The sequence below is a fragment of the Viridibacillus sp. NPDC093762 genome (assembly GCF_050279675.1).
Lineage (GTDB): Bacteria > Bacillota > Bacilli > Bacillales_A > Planococcaceae > Viridibacillus.
In genome coordinates, this window is record NZ_JBNNUK010000008.1 from 1 (window position 1) to 20601 (window position 20601).

Consider the following 20601-nt stretch of genomic DNA (forward strand, 5'->3'; position numbering starts at 1 on the left):
TTTAGCGCCGATGGTAGTTGGGGGTTTCCCCCTGTGAGAGTAGGACGTTGCTAGGCACACTAAAGCACAGCTGATTTAATCAGTTGTGCTTTTTTATTGATTTTGAAAAATATAATACATCAAATATACTTTATACAATAGTCTTAGCGACCTTAGACTTTTATTAGAACTCGCCATTAGCTACCCTTGAACTGTATAAAATAGATATAGATAGGCATCTAGTTATTGAGTTTTATAATGTAGAGTATGTGAGCTTATTTTATTTACATAATAACTTGAGTGTGAAGCCATACTAAAATAATTCCAATGCAATTTTCTTACGCTCATTTTCAATGATTATCGACATTTTTGAAAAGGATATACGATAAGTATACTATCTCAATGACCAATATATTAAAGCACAATTTTCTTATACTAATGAAATGGTTTTAGCGGTTAATGGTAAAAATATAGTACTGAGAATATACAAAAAACGGCATTTGCGGATAAAGGTAAAATAATTCAAAGTAAATATGATATACAAAATGTTATGATATTATCATTGTATTAGCCTCTATGAGCATAAGCGATATGTATGGGTAATCTAACGGTAGATTCCCGCTTAAAACGCCTTAAAACGCTTAAATAGGGCTTTTATGATAGTTAGAATTACTGCAATAAAATATAGGTATATTTAAGTGTAAAATAATTGAAACTTTTTTCCTTAAATAGCTTGAAATGTTTTAATATGCTGTTATAATAATATTTGTGTTAGACAAATGTAACGTCTAAAGAAGCGATAATATTATTGTTCCGAAGTAGCTCAGTGGTAGAGCAATCGGCTGTTAACCGATCGGTCGTAGGTTCGAGTCCTACCTTCGGAGCCATTTTTTTGTCTATGCTTCCATAGCTCAGCAGGTAGAGTGCTTCCATGGTAAGGAAGAGGTCACCGGTTCGAGCCCGGTTGGAAGCTTTCAATTATTTATCAAGAAGTAGAAATATATTGAATTTTGTTTAGTAAGATGTAATTTTTAATATTTTTTAAATAAAGTATTGCATTTTTGTTAAAAGGATGTTAATATAATTCTTGTCCTGTTTAAGCAGTACAACATTAATGGCCCCTTGGTCAAGCGGTTAAGACACCGCCCTTTCACGGCGGTAACACGGGTTCGAATCCCGTAGGGGTCACCATTTTTAAAATTTTTTTTACATATCCATGGAGGATTAGCTCAGCTGGGAGAGCACCTGCCTTACAAGCAGGGGGTCGGCGGTTCGATCCCGTCATCCTCCACCATATTTTTTTGTCGGAGGGGTAGCGAAGAGGCTAAACGCGGCGGACTGTAAATCCGCTCCTTCGGGTTCGGCGGTTCGAATCCGTCCCCCTCCACCATTTTTATATAAAATATTCATTATTCATTGTTGGGGTATAGCCAAGCGGTAAGGCAACGGATTTTGATTCCGTCATGCCCTGGTTCGAATCCAGGTACCCCAGCCATTTTTAATTTTATGAGCCATTAGCTCAGTTGGTAGAGCATCTGACTTTTAATCAGAGGGTCGTAGGTTCGAATCCTACATGGCTCACTTTCATATAATATTTCAACCTCTTTCTACACTTTGTAGAAAGAGGTTTTTTTGTGATTATTAGAGTGCGTAACTTTGTACAACTACTGATAAATTCAATTTAAAGGATAGTGTAGTACTTACTTTAGTTGAAACTGGATTCTCTATTTAAGCGTTTAATTGTTTGTATAAATATTCAGAATTTTGTGGGGTTGAGTCAACAGGATTGTAGCATTTACAATATAGGTAATTCACAAAGGGGGAATAAAATAATGTATAAATTAAATATCTCATTAATAGGTGTACCAATGGATCTTGGTCAAACGCGCCGTGGGGTTGATATGGGACCAAGTGCGATTCGATATGCGGGCGCTGTAGAAAGATTAGAAGCAATAGGCTATGAAGTGATAGATGAGGGTGATATTCAGATTGGGGTATCTGAGCGTGAGGTGTCAGAGGATACAAACTTACGAAATTTATCAGCTGTAACTGATGCCAGTACAAAACTTGCAAATAAAGTTCATGATGTCGTTTCACAAAACCACTTTCCACTTGTACTAGGTGGGGATCATAGTATTGCAATAGGTACACTTGCAGGTTTATCAGATCATTATGAGAATCTAGGAGTTATTTGGTATGACGCGCATGCCGATTTGAATACAGGTGATACTTCACCGTCGGGTAATATTCATGGTATGCCACTAGCTGTAAGTATTGGACTTGGCCATGAAAAACTTATAAACATTCGTAATTATGCTCCAAAAGTGAAACCTGAGAATATTGTTATTATCGGTGCTCGTTCGGTGGATCCAGGGGAACGCGAATTAATAAAAGAAAAAGGTATCAAAGTGTACACAATGCATGAAATTGACAGAGAGGGTATGACTAAAGTTATTCAAGATGCAATTATTTACTTGAGAGAAAAAAATGTAGATGGATTGCATTTGTCACTGGATCTAGATGGAATCGACCCGCTTTATACGCCGGGTGTTGGGACGCCTGTTCCAGGAGGCATTACATATCGTGAGAGCCATTTAGCGATGGAGATGTTATATGAATCAGAAATGATTACTTCGGCTGAGTTTGTAGAAGTAAATCCAATCCTAGATGAAAAAAATAAAACAGCAGATGTAGCAGTTGCCTTAATGGGATCGTTATTCGGTGAAAAATTAATGTAATGTAAAAGGACGGGCATGCCCGTCCTTTTATAATTGCCGAAAAGTTGAGGTTTTTTGGAAATGGGAACTTATTGATAAGTAATTAAGTCATGAAAAGAGGAGTTTCTTATGAATTTGAATCATTTTTACTTACATATTTGTTATAATTATGGAAGAAAGTTTTTTTGTAGCTTAAAAAACTTTTTAAAAAAATGAAACTTACATTATAGGCGACTCGTATATAGAATAACAGCCGCATGGGCGGAGGGAAATCACAATGGACGCATTAATCAACAAGAGAATAAAACAAGTGCTGAAAGGCGATCAAAGTGCGTATTCTGATATTGTGAGCCTCTACCAGCAAAAGCTGTACCAAGTTTGTTATCGCATGCTTGGCAATCAACATGAAGCGGAAGATATAGCGCAGGAGGCATTTGTTCGTGCGTATATTAATCTTCACACTTTTGATTTGAATCGAAAATTTTCGACTTGGCTGTACCGTATAGCGACAAATTTATGTATAGACCGTATAAGGAAGAAGAAACCGGACTATTACTTAGATGCGCAAGTTGCTGGAACGGACGGTCTAGATATGTATTCTCAAATTTCCTCATCAGATAGGCTGCCTGAGGAAGAAGTAGAAAGAATGGAGCTGCAGGAGCGAATTCAGTATGAAATTAGCCAGTTGCCAGATAAATATCGAACAGTCATTGTCTTAAAGTATATAGAGGAATTGCCATTGCAGGAGATTAGTGAGATTTTGGATATGCCACTTGGGACAGTCAAAACTCGAATTCACAGAGGTCGTGAAGCTCTGAGAAAGCAATTAGGCAATCTGTAGGAGGGATTTCACTATGAATGCGTGTCCAAAACATATTGGTGAATACATGCATGAATATTTAGATGGTGATATTAGTCGTGAACACGAAATCGAGCTAAAAGCACATTTGCAAAGCTGTGATAACTGTCGACAACATATGCAGGAGCTAAATAGCACAATTGCCTTTGTCAAAAGTGCTGCCGTCGTTTCAGTACCTCTGGATTTCAAGCAAAACGTTATGATTCGTTTACCTAAAGGAAAATCAGGAGTCGGTGTCCAAAGATGGCTACGTCGTCATCCTATATTCGTTGCAGCAGCAATGTTTTGTATTTTAATGAGCACCTCACTTCTTACGGGCTTTAATGATAATAAGGAATTTTCAGTGACCAAACAGCCAAACTTAGTTGTAGATGGGCAAACAGTCATCGTACCTGCAGGGAAGACTGTGACAGGTGATATCGTAGTGAAGAATGGAGATATCCTTGTAGAAGGTTCGGTAGATGGTAATATCACAGTGATTAATGGTCAATATATGGCTTCAACAGCAAATGTCACAGGTCAAATAGATGAGATTAACCAAGCATTTGAATGGCTTTGGTATAAAATTAAAAATGGCGGAAAAGAAATACTTTCATTTTTAGGGAAAAACGAATAAAACAAATGAAAAAGTCTACTGTTTGAGGTAGACTTTTCTGTTTCATCTAAGCAAGTAAAGTAAGAGTTGTGCTATACTGAACACATATGCACTCGCTAGAAAAGTGGGGGATCCACATGTCTTTTATTAATGAAATTACACAATTTACCGACAATGTATGGATTAGGATGTTGATGAACATTCTTGACATTCTTTTTGTATGGTTTGTTATTTATAAAATTTTAACCTTAATAAGAGGAACAAAAGCTGTCCAATTATTAAAGGGAATATTCGTCATCATTATTATTCGTATTATTACTGTATATGCAGGCCTTAATACACTGGGATGGATGATGCAACAGGTTATCAATTTTGGTTTCCTCGCAATTATCATCATATTCCAACCAGAGTTACGTCGAGCACTTGAACAACTTGGTCGTGGTAAGCTATTTGCCCGTAGTAATTTACAAGAGGATGAAGAGCGTACACGCTTAGTAAGCGCGATGTCAAAATCTGTTAGTTATATGGCGAAGCGACGTATTGGAGCGCTTGTTTCAATCGAACGCGAAACAGGCTTGAATGATTATATAGAAACAGGGATTCCGATGTTCTCTGAAATTTCGTCTGAATTACTGATTAATATCTTCATACCTAATACACCATTACATGATGGAGCAGTAATCGTTCAAAAGAACAAAATTGCTGCAGCAGCTTGTTATTTACCATTATCAGAAAGTCCGTTTATCTCGAAAGAATTAGGTACACGACATAGGGCCGCTATCGGTATCAGTGAAGTGACTGATGCAATCACAATTATTGTATCAGAAGAAACAGGAGCAATTAGTTTAACGGTTAATGGAGATTTACACCGTGACCTTTCAATCGAAGAATTTGAAGCACGTTTACGTAAAGCGTGGTTTGGTCCCGAGCAAGAAGCAACAAATACCTCTAAGTGGAGCTGGAGGGGGATTAAAAAATGATGGATAAATGGATTGACAGCCCATGGTTTTTAAGAATTACAGCCCTGATATTAGCGATTCTCCTATTCTTTACGGTTCAGCCAAAAGAAAAAGATAGTTCTGATGGCTTCTCATCAGGGACACAGGTAGATGTGCTTCATAATGTACCCGTACAGGTTTACTATGATGATGAGAGTTTAATCGTTACAGGAGTTCCAAAAACCGTAGATGTTACGATTAAGGGTCCAATGGCCATCGTCTTACAAACGAAAGCAGTGAGCGATTATACTGTATTCGTAGATTTACGTAAACAAACAATTGGGGAACATAAAGTAACGATTCAACATGAAAATTTTTCTGATAAACTATCGGTACAAATGGACCCATCAACAATTGATATTTCAATTGAAGAAAGAGTAACAAGGACATTTAAAATCGATCCGGAAATTAATGAAAGACTACTGGCAGAAGACTATTACGTGAAAAGTATGACAGCGAATCCTAATACGGTATCAGTTACTGGCGCTAAAAGTGTAGTAGATAGCATAAGCTATGTAAAAGCGACAGTTACTGGTGAGCAAGGACTAAGGAATTCCTTTGAACAAGAAGCGAATGTCAAAATACTAGATCGTGATATGAACAAATTAAATGTCCAAGTGAAGCCAGAAAAGATTAAAGTGAATGTTGACATTGGAGAGTATACTAAGGAAGTACCTGTCGTCTTAAATCAAAAAGGGACGCCAGGTAAAGATATCACGATAAAGTCATTGACGCCTATAACGAGCAAGATGACTTTATTCGGATCAAAAGCTGCTCTTGAAAATACAAAAGAACTTAATGTGGATGTGGATGTATCTAAAATCAAAAACTCTGGTATCTTTAAAATAGATATTGATAAGCCAGAGGGCATTTCACGGTTGTCCGAAGACAGCATTAAAGTCCAAGTTGTAGTTGAGAAAAACGAATCAAATACTAATGAAGAAGTAATTAAAGACGAAGAACAAGAGACTGATCAAGAAGAGACTTCATCAATTGTAAGTTCAAAGGAATTTAAGAATGTAGCTGTTGACGTTCGAAACCTAGATGAGGGCTATAGAAGTAATTTTATTACACCAAAGAACGGTTTAGTTACATTAACCGTTAAAGGTGATGAAAAAGAGTTAGCAAATCTAGATATCAATGATTTCGATTTATATATTGAAGCAGCAGATAAGCACGATGGAAATCATAAGCTACCTATTCAAGTTGATGGACCAAGAAAGTTAAACTGGTCACTTTCTAATAACATCGCCAATCTTCGAATAGAACAAATATCTTAAACGAAATTGATTGAAGGATCGTAGATAGTTTTGAAGGAGAGAACAAAATGGGTAAATATTTCGGTACAGACGGCGTCCGCGGAGTCGCCAATAGTGAGCTGACGCCTGAGTTAGCATTTAAACTTGGTCGCTTCGGTGGATACGTTTTAACGAAAAAAGCCACAGGACGTCCAAAAGTATTAATTGGTAGTGATACACGTATATCTGGACAAATGCTTGAAGGAGCGCTTGTAGCCGGCTTGCTGTCAGTAGGAGCAGAAGTAATGCGCCTTGGTGTCATTAGTACACCTGGAGTGGCTTATTTAACACGTGTTATGAGTGGTCAAGCAGGTGTAATGATATCAGCATCTCATAACCCAGTCGCAGATAATGGTATTAAATTCTTCGGTCCCGATGGTTTTAAGCTTTCTGACGAACAAGAAGCAGAAATTGAAGCTTTATTAGACCAAGAACAAGATGATCTACCACGCCCAACAGGTGGTGACTTAGGAGCATTAAGTGACTATTTAGAAGGCGGTCAAAAGTACATTCAATACTTGAAACAGACAGTAGAGGAAGAGTTTACAGGTATTCATATTGCATTAGATTGTGCACATGGTGCAACATCTTCACTTGCAGCACACCTTTTTGCAGACTTAGAAGCAGATTTATCAACGATGGGAGCTTCACCAAACGGCTTAAACATTAACGATGGAGTAGGTTCTACACATCCAGAAGAACTAGCTAAAATGGTTGTTGAAAAAGGCGCAGATGTTGGACTTGCATTTGATGGTGATGGTGACAGACTAATTGCTGTCGATGAAAAGGGTAATATCGTTGACGGAGATCAAATCATGTATATTTGTGCTAAACACTTCCAAGAAAAAGGACGTTTAAACAAAGATACAGTTGTATCTACGGTTATGAGTAACATGGGCTTCTATAAAGGTTTAGAAGAACATGGTATGCAAAGTATCCAAACTGCAGTAGGTGACCGTTATGTTGTAGAAGCTATGCGCGAAGGGGATTATAACTTGGGCGGAGAGCAATCAGGGCATATCGTTTTCCTTGATTACAACACAACGGGTGATGGCTTACTAACAGGGTTACAACTTGTTAATGCGATGAAATCAACAGGTAAAACCTTATCTGAGCTAGCAGCAGAGATGACGATTTTCCCTCAAAAGTTAATTAATATTCGTGTAACAGATAAATATGCTGTTACAGAAAATGAAAAAGTGGCAGCAGTAATTGCTGAAGTAGAGCAAGAAATGAATGGTAATGGCCGTATTCTTGTTAGACCATCGGGAACTGAGCCATTAGTTCGAGTAATGGTTGAAGCATCAACAACCGAGAATTGTGCAGCTTATGCAGAACGAATTGCAGCAGTTGTAAAAGAAGAAATGGGACTAACTGAATAATAGAAGATAAGGGCAAGCATATTTCAAGATGCTTGCCTTTTTTGTATTTTAAATCATATTCAATTTACTAACTTCTTAACCTCTCAATAGAGAATTATTAAAATGTGGAACAAAATGTGCAATTTTAACGTATAATATAGTGGGAAATATTATTTTTCCTTGTAAACCTTTTCAAAACATGTTTCTGATTGACTATGAATAGCGATTTAAGTATGATGAAGGTGCTGCTGTATAGAGAGTTAATCTTTATACTACGATAGTAGCTGCGCAGAAGGAGGAATCAAAAGTAGCGCATAAAACAAAGGAAAACAATTATAGCGCCAGCGCTGAAGAAATTGGACGACAGAAATCTTCAGCAGACGAGGTGGAGGAGTATCGAAAGTTTCGGCGGATGCCTCCCGATCGCCATTGCCCGATCGAAATTTTGTTTATAAAACGTTTGAGTAATCGAACGGACAAAGAAACAAAATGGCAAAGACACAGCAGCATAAGAAAGTATCCCCGACTTCTTAGGAAGACGAGGTATACTTTCTTGCGGCTAATTTTGCAAACTTCGGAGGAATTTAATATGTGTGGAATTGTTGGATATATCGGTTTTTTGGATGCGAAAGAAATCCTTTTAAAAGGCCTTGAAAAATTAGAGTACCGTGGATACGACTCTTCAGGTATCGCACTTCGTAATGAAGCAGGGATTACAGTCTTTAAAGAAAAAGGACGTATCGCTGACTTACGCGCAGTAGTAGAAGAAGACGTTTTAGCTAACACAGGAATTGGTCATACACGTTGGGCAACTCATGGCGTGCCAAACCAACTTAATGCGCATCCACATCAAAGTGCATCAGGTAGATTTACACTTGTGCATAATGGTGTTATTGAAAATTATCATTTATTACAAGAAGAATTTTTACAAGGCGTGGATATGAAATCCGATACAGATACAGAGGTTATTGTGCAGTTAGTTGAAAAGTTTGTGATTGATGGAATGACTACAGAAGAAGCATTCCGTTATACATTAGCTTTACTACACGGTTCATATGCTATTGCTTTACTTGATGCAGCGGAAGAAGAAACAATCTTCGTCGCTAAAAACAAAAGTCCGTTACTAGTAGGTATGGGTGAAGGTTTTAACGTCGTGGCATCTGATGCTATGGCAATGCTACAAGTAACAGATCAATTTGTAGAACTGCATGACAAAGAAATCGTTATCGTACGAAAAGAAGCGATGACGATTAAAAACCTAGATGGCACAGTAGTAGAACGTTCGCCATATACAGCTGAGTTGGATATGAGTGACATTGAAAAAGGCACATATCCTCACTACATGTTGAAAGAAATCGATGAACAACCAAGTGTTGTCCGTAAAATCATTCAAGCTTATGAAAATGAACAAGGTGAACTGGCTATCGACCCTGCAATTGCAGAAGCATTGCACGAAGCAGATCGCCTATATATTATTGCAGCAGGCACAAGTTATCATGCTGGTTTAGTAGGGAAAGAATACTTCGAGAAAATCGCACGTATTCCAGTTGAAGTGCATATCTCAAGCGAATTTGGCTACAATATGCCACTACTGTCTGAAAAGCCACTCTTCATTTTTATCACACAATCTGGTGAAACAGCAGATAGCCGCCAAGTATTAGTTAAAATTAAAGAGCTAGGTTATTCAACGTTAACAATTACAAACGTACCTGGTTCAACACTGTCACGCGAAGCAGATTACACAATGCTTTTACATGCTGGTCCAGAAATCGCTGTAGCCTCTACTAAAGCATATGTAGCCCAAGTGGCGGTACTAGCAATTGCGGCATATGTAGAAGCAAAATCTCAAGGAATTGCAGTAAACTTCGATCTGAAAAAAGAGTTAGCTATCGTAGCAAATGCAATTCAGTCAATCGTCGATTCAAAAGAAGTCTTTGAAATAGCATCTAAAGAATATTTATCAACAACACGTAATGCATTCTTCATCGGTCGTAATATCGATTATTGCGTAAGTGTAGAAGGTGCATTGAAATTAAAAGAGATCTCTTACATCCAGGCTGAAGGTTTTGCTGGAGGAGAACTAAAACATGGCACAATTGCTTTAATTGAAGAAGGCACGCCAGTAATTGCACTTGTTACGCAAAAATCAGTTAGCCTAAATATACGAGGTAATGTTAAAGAAGTAACAGCACGTGGTGCAAACCCATGTATTATCTCTATGGAAGGCATGGAACAAGATGGCGACGCTATCGTCCTGCCACAAGTACACCCATTACTAACACCACTTATGTCAGTAGTGCCGTTACAGCTTATAAGCTACTATGCAGCACTTTATCGCGGTTGTGATGTAGATAAACCACGTAACTTGGCTAAATCAGTTACGGTTGAATAGGAAATTGTTATTATAAGGATGAATTGTTGAATGACAACAAAGTCGGGTACTGACATTCAACGGTATATATGAAATCAACTAAAAAACTTGATCCATTAGCCATGGATCGAGTTTTTTAGTATAAATTTATTTAAGTCTGTTTTCTCCGGGATTTTTGTTCTTCAACTTGAATTCTAGATTTAGAATTCAAGTTGATAATTTATAACAAAATTCGATTATTTTAAATAAAGTTTGATCAATCTTTATAAATAGCTTATGCAAATAATCGCTCAAATAAAAAAACATCAGAACACTGATGTAACAATGTTCTTGAGTTTTTTGATTCAATAAAAATAATTTATTCATATTAATGCAAGTTTTTTTGATAAAATATACAGTATGATATATTTTTAGTAAATAAAGGGAGTTTTAGTGTGATGAAATTGTGGTGGATAACTAGTCTATTTTGGTTAGTGTTATTTGTTGCTACAGCAATATTTATTGGGGTTAGAAAAGTAGATGGTTCTGGCTTAGAACAAACACCAGAATTAAGAATAGTAGCATTTATTGTATTGGGATTTGTTTTCGTTTTTATTTTATTATTTCAATTACTTTTTCTATACTTTGCCCGAAAAAGCAAAAAAGTATCTATCCAATAATAAAAAAGCACCCAAACTCATCTAAAGCTACAGAACTTATAGCTCTTAAATAAAGTTGCAATGTTTTTGCCTTAGATTATTTTCTAAGGTTTTTTTATTTAACTAAACCAGATAATAGCTTATGAATAAATATACTTAAACAGACGGTGCGGGTTAGTTCCATAAGGAATGTGTAAGATTGTATTATAAACACAAGGGGGATATAGAAGTGATGCGAAAAAGTAAACATAATGCTGAATATTACATATAGGGAGATAATTGTGATGGATGGCATCTATTGAAAAATCAAGATTTAAGTATTATTCATGAACGTATGTCTGCTAATACATCTGAAGTTAAATATTATCACCAAAGACACGCCAATTTTTCCTCGTCTTATCAGGAATAGCAATCATTGTGGTAGATGGTAAAGAGATTACTATAAATCCGCAAGAGGGAGTGGAAATTCCTCTTTTAGTGTCACACCAAATATTTAATAGGTAATGAAGTTGAGTTTTTGGTGACTTCTCAACCGACAAGTAAAGGTGATAGGATTTTAGTGGAATAAGGAGCATCAAAATAATTAATCTTTTTTATAAAAAACAAAGGAAAGCTATCGTTTTGATCAATCTTTATTCAAAACGATAGCTTTTTATATGCAATTGAATCAAATCAAGAGTTTATAGAATGAAAAAAGTTATTTATATTCTCAATTTCAAAAATTTAGGAGGATTTTAGCGAAAAGAATAGAATAGAATAGAATAGATACAGCGAAGAATAGCGTAGTTTAGCTTTTCAACTACTTCTTCGTCCTGAATGCGCCAAGAGGATGGGGTGTTTAGTTCTAATAGTATATTTGAGTGGTTTTAAAAATGGGTGATGCTATCGAATATTCAAAATAATCATCATTACATACCGATAGTATCGCGTTGTTAATTTACCATGTCTAGTTCACACACAGTAAAACTGTAGGTATATTTCGTACCTACAATTTTGGTATGTTGATTGACTTTTGAAGAATATAATATTTCGATACTACTAAATATAAAAGTCTTAGTACTAATTATTATATTCGTATTTAATACAGAGATTAAAATAAATTGTTTTTTAAATAATTTATTTGGGGGGATGCTTATGTGGAAGATGTTAAGGACTTTTTTTATCCTAGAGAAATCAAATAAAAAAAATATTTTTGCTTGTATTATCGTTGCATTATTTGTTTTTGGCTTAGTTTTATTTGTGAAAACCGAGGATTTAGGAAACTCAGTCATAGAAAAATCGGGTGAATATCAATCGCTTTCTTCAGCTTTGAATAGATTTCAAAATGTAGATGCTACTGATAGCGGGAATGGCAGCGACTTATATAAGAATTTAGTACGTCAGCAACAATTTGTAGCTAAGCAACGTATGGCACTAACAATGGATCGACCGGACTTGTTTTTGGATACAGCGATAGACCTTGCAAATTTAAGAGCTCAGTCATTTGATATGGAGGGGTTTGATGATGTTGCGATTTATCTACCTTCGAAAGTAGAAAATCAATTGGATAGTGTATTTTATCAATATATGAAGAAAACAGGGATTTTACTAACTATTGATTCATTATCTTTCTTTCAATTTCTCGCTTACCTATTTGGTGTGTTAGGTTCGGTTTGGTTTATTTTCATGTGTATTTATTCATGTGGAATCATGATAGAAGAATTCCAACATACATCTCTGATTAAGGGTTATCCTATAGCTTTTGATAAATACGTTGTAGCTAAATGTACGTCATCGATGCTCATAGTAGGTGTATTTCTTCTAGAGTTATTTGTTTGTAGCCTGCCATTGGTTTATTTTAAGGGATTAGGAAATCCTTCTTATCCTATTGCCATCTTTAATGGTATTTTTGAAGCTTATCCAATATACAAATACATAAGTTTATCTATACTTTATATGATTAGTATTGCCATTTTTGCAATTCTATTATCAGTAATTTTAAATGTTTTATTGAAGAATATGTATTTGACGCTATTTTTAGAATTGTTATTGTTTATTTTCCCTATGTTATTTCCAAACATGATGAATCTTGTTCCATTTAACCCATTTAACTATTTGGATTTTTCTAACATATTGAATGGGCGGACGCTCGATCTTGAAAACCCAGTCGCTTTAAATAGCACACATGGACTTCTTTATATCTGGATGAGTATTGCCATAATGGTAATCGCTGTAAAGCTATTCTTGACTACTGGAAAACTAAAAAGGGTATAGGGGATGAGATCATGTGGGCGTATTTTAAGTTTGAATTTTTACAATTTATTAGCAATAGAAAAAATATTGCAATTTATGTCATTCTACTTTTCTTCTCGTGTGATTTTGCACTAAAAATAGCTCCAACATATAACCCAATTGAAAAAGTAGATGTAAGTGAAATTGAGGCACGGTATTTAACGAGGGAAGCATTTCTAAATAATGTTGTGATTGGTGAAGGGACGCACCATTTATCGAGTTATGCAGTCTCAATATTTCAAGAATGGAATGAATATGAAGGAGAAAGATTAGACGCTATCAAACAGCACAACCTGCAAGAGTATGCTGAAGCTACATCTAAGTGGTATACGTACTCTGATAAGCTGACTTTTCCCAATGCAATGGGTGTCCTATACTACAATCCGGGTTACTATACATTTGGAAATAATTATGCAACGATGGACGGACACTATGCGTATTTATATTCTGCAAGTCGTTACAAAGGATATGCTGAAGGGAAATCCAATTTATCTGTAAATGTTTTCGAAGAAAGGACTGCGTTACAAACATTGCAACGCCTGCTAAACTCTTACCTGCCGCTAATTCTTATTGTTAGCTGTATACTCCTCACTGTGGATATCGTGTTGAAGGATCGACGGAATCCTACATTGTTACAAGGTTTGCCACTTTCAGATTGGAGAAAGTTAATTGTTAAAGGATTAGTTTCCTTATTAGGAAGTCTCATAGCGATAATCCCACTTTCTGTAGGTCTATTGATAATAGGTGGTCGAAATGGGTTTGGTGATTTTGATTTACCTGTTCCAATTTATTCTGCTGGTAAGGATGTATTTTCAAATATATTGATGGGGGAATATCTAGTTCAAAACATGCTATTCATTGTTTTGTGGTTTTTGTTCATCATTTCATTGTTACTACTTGTAAGTGTGTTGTTAAAAAACGAGTTTGCAAATTTAGTGGTAGGTTTCATGTTTGTTATTGCTGAATTTATTTACTTTGAAAGAGGGCTTGGTGCTGTTTGGAATGTTCAATGGTATCCAACGAGCTATGTTCAAGTAGGACAAATAATTTCAGGGTATCGGAACTTTCTCTATGGCTCTGAAACACTCACTTTTGGTAATGGAATCTTGGTAATGGGATTGTGTTCGTTTATTTTTCTGATCTTGACTTTCTTGATCAGTAATCAAAGAAAATTTAAGCTACTTTAGTTTAACAGAGATGGAGGGAAGGTATGATTGAATTAAAAAATATTGCTGTTCAGTTTTCGGGGAGAGACATTTTAAAAGACATCTCTGTAATGTTCAATTCAGGCGAAATTATTGGTTTGGTAGCTCCCAATGGAACGGGGAAGTCAACGCTTATGAATGTCATCATGAATTACATTAATCCAAATAGTGGAAAAGTCATTTTAAATGATGAATTAGAATATACAAATAAAAAGAATGAAGTGAAAATGCATCAATTAGTATCCATGATGCCTGATCAAAGTGACTTATATAATCAGATTTCCGGAAAAGAGCATCTAAAAATTTACTCCACAATGTGGAATAGTAATCCAAAATTGATTGACAATACGATACAAGAACTAGGAATGGCATCATATATACATAAGCGTACAGGGACGTATTCTCTGGGAATGCGCCAAAGGCTTTGTTTTGCGATGCAAATTGTATCAGATACCCAAGTCATGTTAATGGACGAAGTGATGAATGGATTGGATCCTACTCATGTCGAACTTATTTCGCAAATACTAGTTAAAAAGAAGTCCGAAGGGAAAACGATTATTGTAGCTTCCCATTTATTAGAGAATTTAGAGAAATATGCGGATCGTATTTTCTTTATAAAAAATGGCGAGTTAATACTTGTTAATACCATATCTCCAGGGTTTGAAGAAAGAGAAATCACAACAGTTCGAATATCAGAAATGACCGATAAGTTAAAAGAAGAGATTTCAAAAGAGTTTCCAGAAACAAAAGTACGATCATTGTCAAATGGCGCTACTTTACTAGATGTCCGCGGATATGATTCGAGTGAATTAGGAAATATTTTAGCATTTCTTAAAGACAATCAAATAACAGAGTTTAGTTTTGGGAAAGTAACATTAAATGATTTGTATTCTATGTATTATCAAGAATGATGAGGTTATATAAATTTTAGATGCTATAAATAGTTTAACCATTTTACTCCTTTGGATAGAATTATCTAAGGGGGTATTTTTATATTAAATAGAAAAAGAACATATGCATTCAAAAATGAATGAAGCAAAGAACGGTTCAGGCATTAAAGTAGATTATAGGGGTTAGCTAAAAATTCAAGATGTTCCTTACTAGGTAAGTCCATGACGCTAAAAGTTATTCCAAAATTACAAGACGATCTAGTATCACTACAGTAAGCCTTAATGCTGAGTGAAATAAAGGGTGCTGACAAGTATTGTGGCTCATCAACAACCTTCTTTTAATGTTTGTTTAAGTTAATTTTAAGATATATTGCCTGACTTGTACTTTCATTTATTCACTTAGCTTCGTTCACTGTTAAAGCAGGTCTCGTTAGAGAGAATATCGCACATAGTAAAGCTATAATTACAATTGCTCCTCCAACAGGTGCTGTACTTGTGACTCTACCCGTTTGTTGTAGTACGATACCACCGATTGCAGATCCTAAAGAAATCCCAATTTGTAAAGCAGAATTGTTAAAGCTTTGCTGTATATCAGAAGTATTAGGGTCAGTTTGAATAAGATAATTTTGTTGAGGTGGAGCAAGACTCCAACTTAGTGCGCCCCATATCATCATGACCACTAGGAATAGGAAAAGCGAAATAGTTGAGTAAGGGAGCAAAAATAATACTAAGGCGAAGGAGCCAATAACTAGTAAAATACTTTTAGGTGCCCCTAGCCAATCTCCAAGTGCGCCCCCAAATGCCCCGCCAAATACTGCTGAAATACCAAACAGTAAATAACATATGCTAATCCAATATTGGTTAAGATTTAGAGTAGATTCTAAGAAAGGAGTGAAATAAGCATAAATTGTGTAATGCCCTGCTAAAGTGAACATTGTTGCAAGATGTGCACTAGCAATTTTAAAACTTCCAAGTGCCTTTAGTTGTACAGATAGCGGCTTAACATCTCCTTCTGTAGGTATCGGTTCTAAAAATGTGTGAATGAGAATCATAGATCCGATTGATAAGAAACCAATCCCAAGAAATATTACTCGCCATCCAAAAGCATTGCTAATCAAAATACCAAGAGGTACTCCTAAAACAAGTGAAGAACTAATCCCCATATAAATAACGCCTATAGCTTTAGATCTATGAGCAGGCGAAACAATCTTCGCTGTAATCGTTAGCGATAGTACAATAATTAGTGCAGTACTCATTGCAGTTATAACTCTTGAAACCATTATTAAAGAAAAGTTAGGACTAAAATATGTCATCAAATTCCCAATGAAAAATATAAAAAGTGCAATAAGATACAAACGTTTCCTTTCAATTCTTGCGGTTAGTGTAAGAAGTATAGGCCCAGAAATAGCGAACACAAGTGCAAATACGCTAATAAGCTGCCCTGCGGTACCAAGAGTCACATTTAAATCATCAGCGATAATTGGTAATATTCCACCTACAATTAATTCAACGAGTCCTACTGCGACAGTAGAAGCTGCGAGTATAAAAACTTTAAAATTCATTATAAAATTCTCCTTTTCCTACTAAATTGATAAAATAGAATACTTAGCTATTGACGGTAAAAGTAAATGAAAAACTTTCCAACTTTACTCATCAATCATAAATTGTCATTATATTCACCTACGAATTGCTCTTCACAAATTATAAATTGGTTATTACCTAATATTGGAAAACAAAAAAACTCCTGACTACAAAAAATGAAAAGACATTTTCTGTAATCAGGAGTTTACGGTTCCTGGTAGAGACCCTCAAGCCGTATTATTGAGGTTATACATATAATTTCAATTAATTTCTAAGAAAATTTATCTGTTTTTCAGATTATCACACCATTCGTTATTACTCAAGCATAAATTTCACATCATTCGACACGACTATTGATAATAACATTAGAAAATTACGATAAATAAGAATGGTTCCATTCCAAAACTGATAAGCTAGTCCCGAGCTTTATGTTCATAAAAAATAAAACAATCTATTACTGAGTGCATTTATCGAACTAACGATTCCAGTTAGTTTAACGCATGTTTACTTCCGATGCACTCGGTTTGGAAATTTGTATTTTTAACATGATTAGTATGAAAGCAAGTAGTGAAAATGCAATTCCGACCCAGATTAAATTATGTATTCCAAAGTGAGAGATAAACCAACCACTGATAGTAGTTCCAATGGCAATACCAAGATTGGAAAATGAGACAAACAAGCTATTTCCGAATTCAGGAGCTTCTCTTGCCTCAGTCGTTAACCATGCTTGACTGACAATAAGCCCCCCAGAATGCACAGCCCCCCAAATGAATACGATCACAACCATCGGAATGGAATAAGAACCGAGGTAATAAGTAAATAAGTATACTACTACAAATAGTAGAGGGAAAATGATAACGGTCTTTATAATGCTTTTGTGTAAAAAACCTCCAAATAAAAAATTCCCGAAAATCATAATTGTACCAAAAGCCATCAACATGATACTAATCCACGACCCGTTCATATGAGTCACTTGGCTTAGATATTCAGCAAAATAGCTGTACACAGAAAACATAGCTGCAAAGATGAAAATAACTGTTACGATATTTAGCCACAATTGGGGCTTGCGTAATATCCCAAGCTGCTTACCGTAAGACAATTTATCCTTAACAGGCATGGAGGGAAGCCAAGATAGTATTCCTATGAATGCAATTATACTAACAACAGCTCCAAATAGAAAACCTGCTTCTAATGAAATCTTTTCCGCAAGATAAGAAGTCAAAGGCACGCCAAATGCAAACCCGACCGTTATTCCGGAGAAAACTTTTGTAACTGCTTTGCTACTTTTTTCCGGAGAGACAAGATTAGCTGCTGTCACGAGGGCAACTGAAAAAAAGACAGGATGAAAAATAGCAGGGATGATACGGAAAACTAACATCACATCGAACTTAGTTGTGTAGGCATAAACAATATTTGAAATCGCAAAAATAAAAACAGCAGTTAATAGAATGACTTTACGGTTAATACCAGAAGCAAGTAACGTCAGGAATGGACCTGAAATGGCAACGACTAAAGAAAATATACTTACAAGCAATCCGGCCTGTGAAGTCGAGATATTAAATTTTTCAGTAACCTGGGGTAGGACACCTATAATACCCATTTCAGTAGTAATAATGCCGAATACGCCTAAAGCTAGAATAATGATTAGCAACGGGTTAATTTTTTTCATTTTAAATGTAATCCTCCATTCATATATACATATCTATAATTGTAGATATGTTTAAGCAAAAAAAAGAACTCCACTCCTTTTATAGTTTCTTTTTGATGTACTCGGAAAATTCTTGTATAGTTTTTTCGTTCCGGCGATAGTACGTCCATTTTCCAATTCGCTCAGATTCCAACAAGCCAGCTTTTTGCATAGTTAATAAATAACTAGAAATAACAGATTGTGCAAGTCCTGCTCTAGCTTGAATATCTCCTACGCATACACCAATTTGGAAATTGAGGTTTTGTTCTAAATAAGGTCTTTCATCAAAGAATTCCTCGGGATTTTTTAACCACAACATAATTTGACTACGAGTTTCATTAGATAAAGCTTTATAAATTAATAAAGGTTCCATGTATTTCATTATATCTAATTTTATAGATTTGTAAATATAAAAAGAAATTGGGAAAGAAGTAGTAAATCGAATAAGACCTCATCTTATGTACGTGAAAACTTGGAACCATATTGACGTATTCTATGAAGCAATAGAACAGCATGAATTTTTTTGAAAATGTAGTGATAGGAATTCGATAAAAAAACGATTGCTCAAGAGCAAATATAGTGTTTTCGTATATGTTCTTCATCGATTGACTTGCTCCAGTACAAACATAAAATAAAAACCTCCGCTCAATTAAATGTTAAGCAGAGGTTTAGTATATCTTTTTATCGCATTAGAGAAGGGAGAGTATTTCTGAAATCCACCAACCTTCAATCTAGTCATTTTATTTAATACTAGGTAATAACTTATTCAACACTATCGCTACGATTGCTGCTGTTGCAACAGGTGAGCCGAATAAATATTGTACTGTAGTTGGTAAAGAGTATAAGAAATCGTCAGGAAGAAGCGTTAACGCTAATGTTAAAATCATTGGTACAGCGATCACGTACATTTCTTTTTCACCAATTCGCTCATTTTTCATCACTTGTAAACCGCTAATTGCAATAATGCCACAAACGATAACGAATACACCACCGATTACCGCTGATGGAATCGCAGAGATTAAAGCGGCTAATTTACCTGAAAATCCGAACAATACAAACCAAGCGCCGGCAGCCACAAAGACACGACGGCTTGCAATACCTGTGATAGAAATGACACCTGCATTCGTTGAGTATCCAGTTACAGGAGTTGAGCCTAATAATGAAGCGATGAAACAGCCAATTCCTTCCCCAATAACCCCACGATTAATTTGTTTATCAGTTAATGGTTTGTCGATTACATTACTTACAGCAAACCAAGTACCTGTTGTTTCAGCCATTAAAACAATATAAATAATAACCATTGTAATAATTGCAGAAATATTAAATGTGAAACCGAAATCTGCAAAAGGGATTTGAGGCATGCTAAACCATTTTGCTTGTGAAACTGCCGATAAATCTAATACACCCATAAATTTAGCAGCAACACTACCTGCGATTAATGCAATAATTACAGAAGTGATTCGGAAAATGCGACCTTTCTTACGGAAGAAAGAACCTAGCATAACGCAAATGATCAGTACAACAGCGGATATAAGAGCTAAATAGATGTTTTGGTTGATCGTAGCACCTGCACCGTTATAGATATTATTACTTAAACCAACAGGCATTAACGAAAGACCAACGACGAAGATAATTGTACCTCCGACAACTGGTGGAATGAAAGTTTTCACAATCTTATTGAAAACTCCAGTAAAGCCTAAAATGATTACTAAAATAGCGCCGATTAAACTTGCTCCTAACACTGAGCTCCAACCTAGATCACCACCGCCACTAGCGGCATAAATACCAACAATTGCACCAAGTGGAACATAAGATGGGCCTTGGGCAATAGGTAGTTTCATACAGAAATAAGTTTGGACAATCGTTGCAATCCCTGCTGCTATAAAAGTAGATTGAATCAATGCTGTTGACTGACCTGATTGTAGACCGATTAACATGGCAATCAGGAAAGGTACTACATAGACGTCCATAGCCATTACATGTTGTAAACCTAGTAGGGCTGATTGACCGAATGATACTTTTTCATCGGGTAAAACAGTTAAATGGGGGGGATTGATATTATCTTTAGCTAGCTTATTATTTTGCGTTTCCACTAAGATGCACACCTCAAAATTTTAAGTTTGTCTAATGCTTTCATTCCACAAATGATAT

Annotated in this window: 15 protein-coding genes, 7 tRNA genes, 1 pseudogene and 1 riboswitch; of the genes and pseudogenes, 19 read left to right on the forward strand and 4 right to left on the reverse strand. The window is 35.7% G+C overall.

Annotated elements, in window-relative coordinates:
• The first annotated feature begins 791 nt into the window (after positions 1-791).
• The 19 genes and pseudogenes from ACQKM9_RS11495 (at position 792) to ACQKM9_RS11585 (ending at position 15203) form a co-directional block, all read left to right on the forward strand.
• A tRNA-Asn gene (locus ACQKM9_RS11495) sits at positions 792-866 on the forward strand.
• A gap of 13 nt (positions 867-879) precedes the next feature.
• Positions 880-952: transfer RNA gene (locus tag ACQKM9_RS11500), tRNA-Thr, on the forward strand.
• Positions 953-1095: 143 nt separating this feature from the next.
• Positions 1096-1170 (forward strand) — tRNA-Glu (locus tag ACQKM9_RS11505).
• 27 nt (positions 1171-1197) lie between these two features.
• Positions 1198-1273 (forward strand) — tRNA-Val (locus tag ACQKM9_RS11510).
• A gap of 12 nt (positions 1274-1285) precedes the next feature.
• Positions 1286-1369: transfer RNA gene (locus tag ACQKM9_RS11515), tRNA-Tyr, on the forward strand.
• A 30-nt stretch (positions 1370-1399) separates the two neighbouring features.
• A tRNA-Gln gene (locus tag ACQKM9_RS11520) sits at positions 1400-1474 on the forward strand.
• A gap of 13 nt (positions 1475-1487) precedes the next feature.
• Positions 1488-1560, forward strand: a tRNA-Lys gene (locus tag ACQKM9_RS11525).
• Between the two features lie 251 nt (positions 1561-1811).
• Positions 1812-2717, forward strand: a complete 906-nt coding sequence (rocF, locus tag ACQKM9_RS11530) for an arginase (RefSeq protein WP_427734491.1) — start codon at positions 1812-1814, stop codon at positions 2715-2717.
• Positions 2718-2973: 256 nt separating this feature from the next.
• Positions 2974-3537 carry an RNA polymerase sigma factor SigW gene (gene sigW / locus ACQKM9_RS11535; RefSeq protein ID WP_038186582.1) on the forward strand — a complete coding sequence of 188 codons (564 nt, stop codon included), beginning with the start codon at positions 2974-2976 and terminating at the stop codon, positions 3535-3537.
• A gap of 13 nt (positions 3538-3550) precedes the next feature.
• Positions 3551-4171, forward strand: a complete 621-nt coding sequence (locus tag ACQKM9_RS11540) for a zf-HC2 domain-containing protein (protein WP_427734493.1) — start codon at positions 3551-3553, stop codon at positions 4169-4171.
• Positions 4172-4287: 116 nt separating this feature from the next.
• Positions 4288-5130 (forward strand): diadenylate cyclase CdaA, encoded by an 843-nt coding sequence (cdaA, locus tag ACQKM9_RS11545; RefSeq protein ID WP_427734494.1) that lies wholly within the window; start codon positions 4288-4290, stop codon positions 5128-5130.
• Positions 5127-6428, forward strand: coding sequence for a CdaR family protein (locus ACQKM9_RS11550; protein ID WP_427734495.1), 1302 nt, complete (start codon positions 5127-5129; stop codon positions 6426-6428). The genes cdaA and ACQKM9_RS11550 overlap by 4 nt, the downstream gene beginning before the upstream one ends.
• Positions 6429-6475: 47 nt before the next feature.
• Positions 6476-7828, forward strand: a complete 1353-nt coding sequence (gene glmM / locus ACQKM9_RS11555) for a phosphoglucosamine mutase (protein WP_427734497.1) — start codon at positions 6476-6478, stop codon at positions 7826-7828.
• Between the two features lie 568 nt (positions 7829-8396).
• Complete coding sequence (gene glmS / locus ACQKM9_RS11560) at positions 8397-10199, forward strand: glutamine--fructose-6-phosphate transaminase (isomerizing) (protein WP_427734498.1); 1803 nt, start codon at positions 8397-8399, stop codon at positions 10197-10199.
• A 416-nt stretch (positions 10200-10615) separates the two neighbouring features.
• Positions 10616-10837 carry a DUF3923 family protein gene (locus ACQKM9_RS11565; RefSeq protein WP_427734499.1) on the forward strand — a complete coding sequence of 74 codons (222 nt, stop codon included), beginning with the start codon at positions 10616-10618 and terminating at the stop codon, positions 10835-10837.
• Positions 10838-11048: 211 nt separating this feature from the next.
• Positions 11049-11384, forward strand: a pseudogene (locus tag ACQKM9_RS11570) (cupin domain-containing protein).
• A gap of 566 nt (positions 11385-11950) precedes the next feature.
• The gene (locus ACQKM9_RS11575) at positions 11951-13069 is read left to right on the forward strand and encodes an ABC transporter (RefSeq protein WP_427734500.1); all 1119 of its coding nucleotides are present in this window, start codon (positions 11951-11953) and stop codon (positions 13067-13069) included.
• Positions 13070-13080: 11 nt separating this feature from the next.
• Complete coding sequence (locus tag ACQKM9_RS11580) at positions 13081-14274, forward strand: ABC transporter permease (protein WP_427734501.1); 1194 nt, start codon at positions 13081-13083, stop codon at positions 14272-14274.
• 23 nt (positions 14275-14297) lie between these two features.
• Complete coding sequence (locus ACQKM9_RS11585; RefSeq protein WP_427734502.1) at positions 14298-15203, forward strand: ATP-binding cassette domain-containing protein; 906 nt, start codon at positions 14298-14300, stop codon at positions 15201-15203.
• A gap of 374 nt (positions 15204-15577) precedes the next feature.
• On the opposite strand, the gene ACQKM9_RS11590 is transcribed toward ACQKM9_RS11585, so the two are convergent.
• From ACQKM9_RS11590 to ACQKM9_RS11605, 4 genes are all read right to left on the reverse strand, one after another.
• Positions 15578-16744, reverse strand: coding sequence for an MFS transporter (locus ACQKM9_RS11590; RefSeq protein WP_427734503.1), 1167 nt, complete (start codon positions 16742-16744; stop codon positions 15578-15580).
• Between the two features lie 193 nt (positions 16745-16937).
• Positions 16938-17037: riboswitch (purine riboswitch) on the reverse strand.
• A 219-nt stretch (positions 17038-17256) separates the two neighbouring features.
• On the reverse strand, positions 17257-18432 hold the full coding sequence (locus tag ACQKM9_RS11595) for an MFS transporter (RefSeq protein WP_427734504.1): 1176 nt from the start codon (positions 18430-18432) through the stop codon (positions 17257-17259).
• Positions 18433-18511: 79 nt separating this feature from the next.
• Entirely contained in the window at positions 18512-18823 is a 312-nt protein-coding gene (locus tag ACQKM9_RS11600) for an ArsR/SmtB family transcription factor (protein WP_427734505.1), read from the reverse strand.
• Positions 18824-19190: 367 nt separating this feature from the next.
• Positions 19191-20543, reverse strand: a complete 1353-nt coding sequence (locus tag ACQKM9_RS11605; RefSeq protein ID WP_427734506.1) for a uracil-xanthine permease family protein — start codon at positions 20541-20543, stop codon at positions 19191-19193.
• Between the last annotated feature and the right edge of the window lie 58 nt (positions 20544-20601).

Coding starts and splice junctions, on each gene's coding strand:
- rocF (WP_427734491.1), top strand. CDS start 1,812: ATGTATAAATTAAATATCTCATTAATAGGTGTACCAATGGATCTTGGT.
- sigW (WP_038186582.1), top strand. CDS start 2,974: ATGGACGCATTAATCAACAAGAGAATAAAACAAGTGCTGAAAGGCGAT.
- ACQKM9_RS11540 (WP_427734493.1), top strand. CDS start 3,551: ATGAATGCGTGTCCAAAACATATTGGTGAATACATGCATGAATATTTA.
- cdaA (WP_427734494.1), top strand. CDS start 4,288: ATGTCTTTTATTAATGAAATTACACAATTTACCGACAATGTATGGATT.
- ACQKM9_RS11550 (WP_427734495.1), top strand. CDS start 5,127: ATGATGGATAAATGGATTGACAGCCCATGGTTTTTAAGAATTACAGCC.
- glmM (WP_427734497.1), top strand. CDS start 6,476: ATGGGTAAATATTTCGGTACAGACGGCGTCCGCGGAGTCGCCAATAGT.
- glmS (WP_427734498.1), top strand. CDS start 8,397: ATGTGTGGAATTGTTGGATATATCGGTTTTTTGGATGCGAAAGAAATC.
- ACQKM9_RS11565 (WP_427734499.1), top strand. CDS start 10,616: ATGAAATTGTGGTGGATAACTAGTCTATTTTGGTTAGTGTTATTTGTT.
- ACQKM9_RS11575 (WP_427734500.1), top strand. CDS start 11,951: ATGTGGAAGATGTTAAGGACTTTTTTTATCCTAGAGAAATCAAATAAA.
- ACQKM9_RS11580 (WP_427734501.1), top strand. CDS start 13,081: ATGTGGGCGTATTTTAAGTTTGAATTTTTACAATTTATTAGCAATAGA.
- ACQKM9_RS11585 (WP_427734502.1), top strand. CDS start 14,298: ATGATTGAATTAAAAAATATTGCTGTTCAGTTTTCGGGGAGAGACATT.
- ACQKM9_RS11590 (WP_427734503.1), bottom strand. CDS start 16,744: ATGAATTTTAAAGTTTTTATACTCGCAGCTTCTACTGTCGCAGTAGGA.
- ACQKM9_RS11595 (WP_427734504.1), bottom strand. CDS start 18,432: ATGAAAAAAATTAACCCGTTGCTAATCATTATTCTAGCTTTAGGCGTA.
- ACQKM9_RS11600 (WP_427734505.1), bottom strand. CDS start 18,823: ATGGAACCTTTATTAATTTATAAAGCTTTATCTAATGAAACTCGTAGT.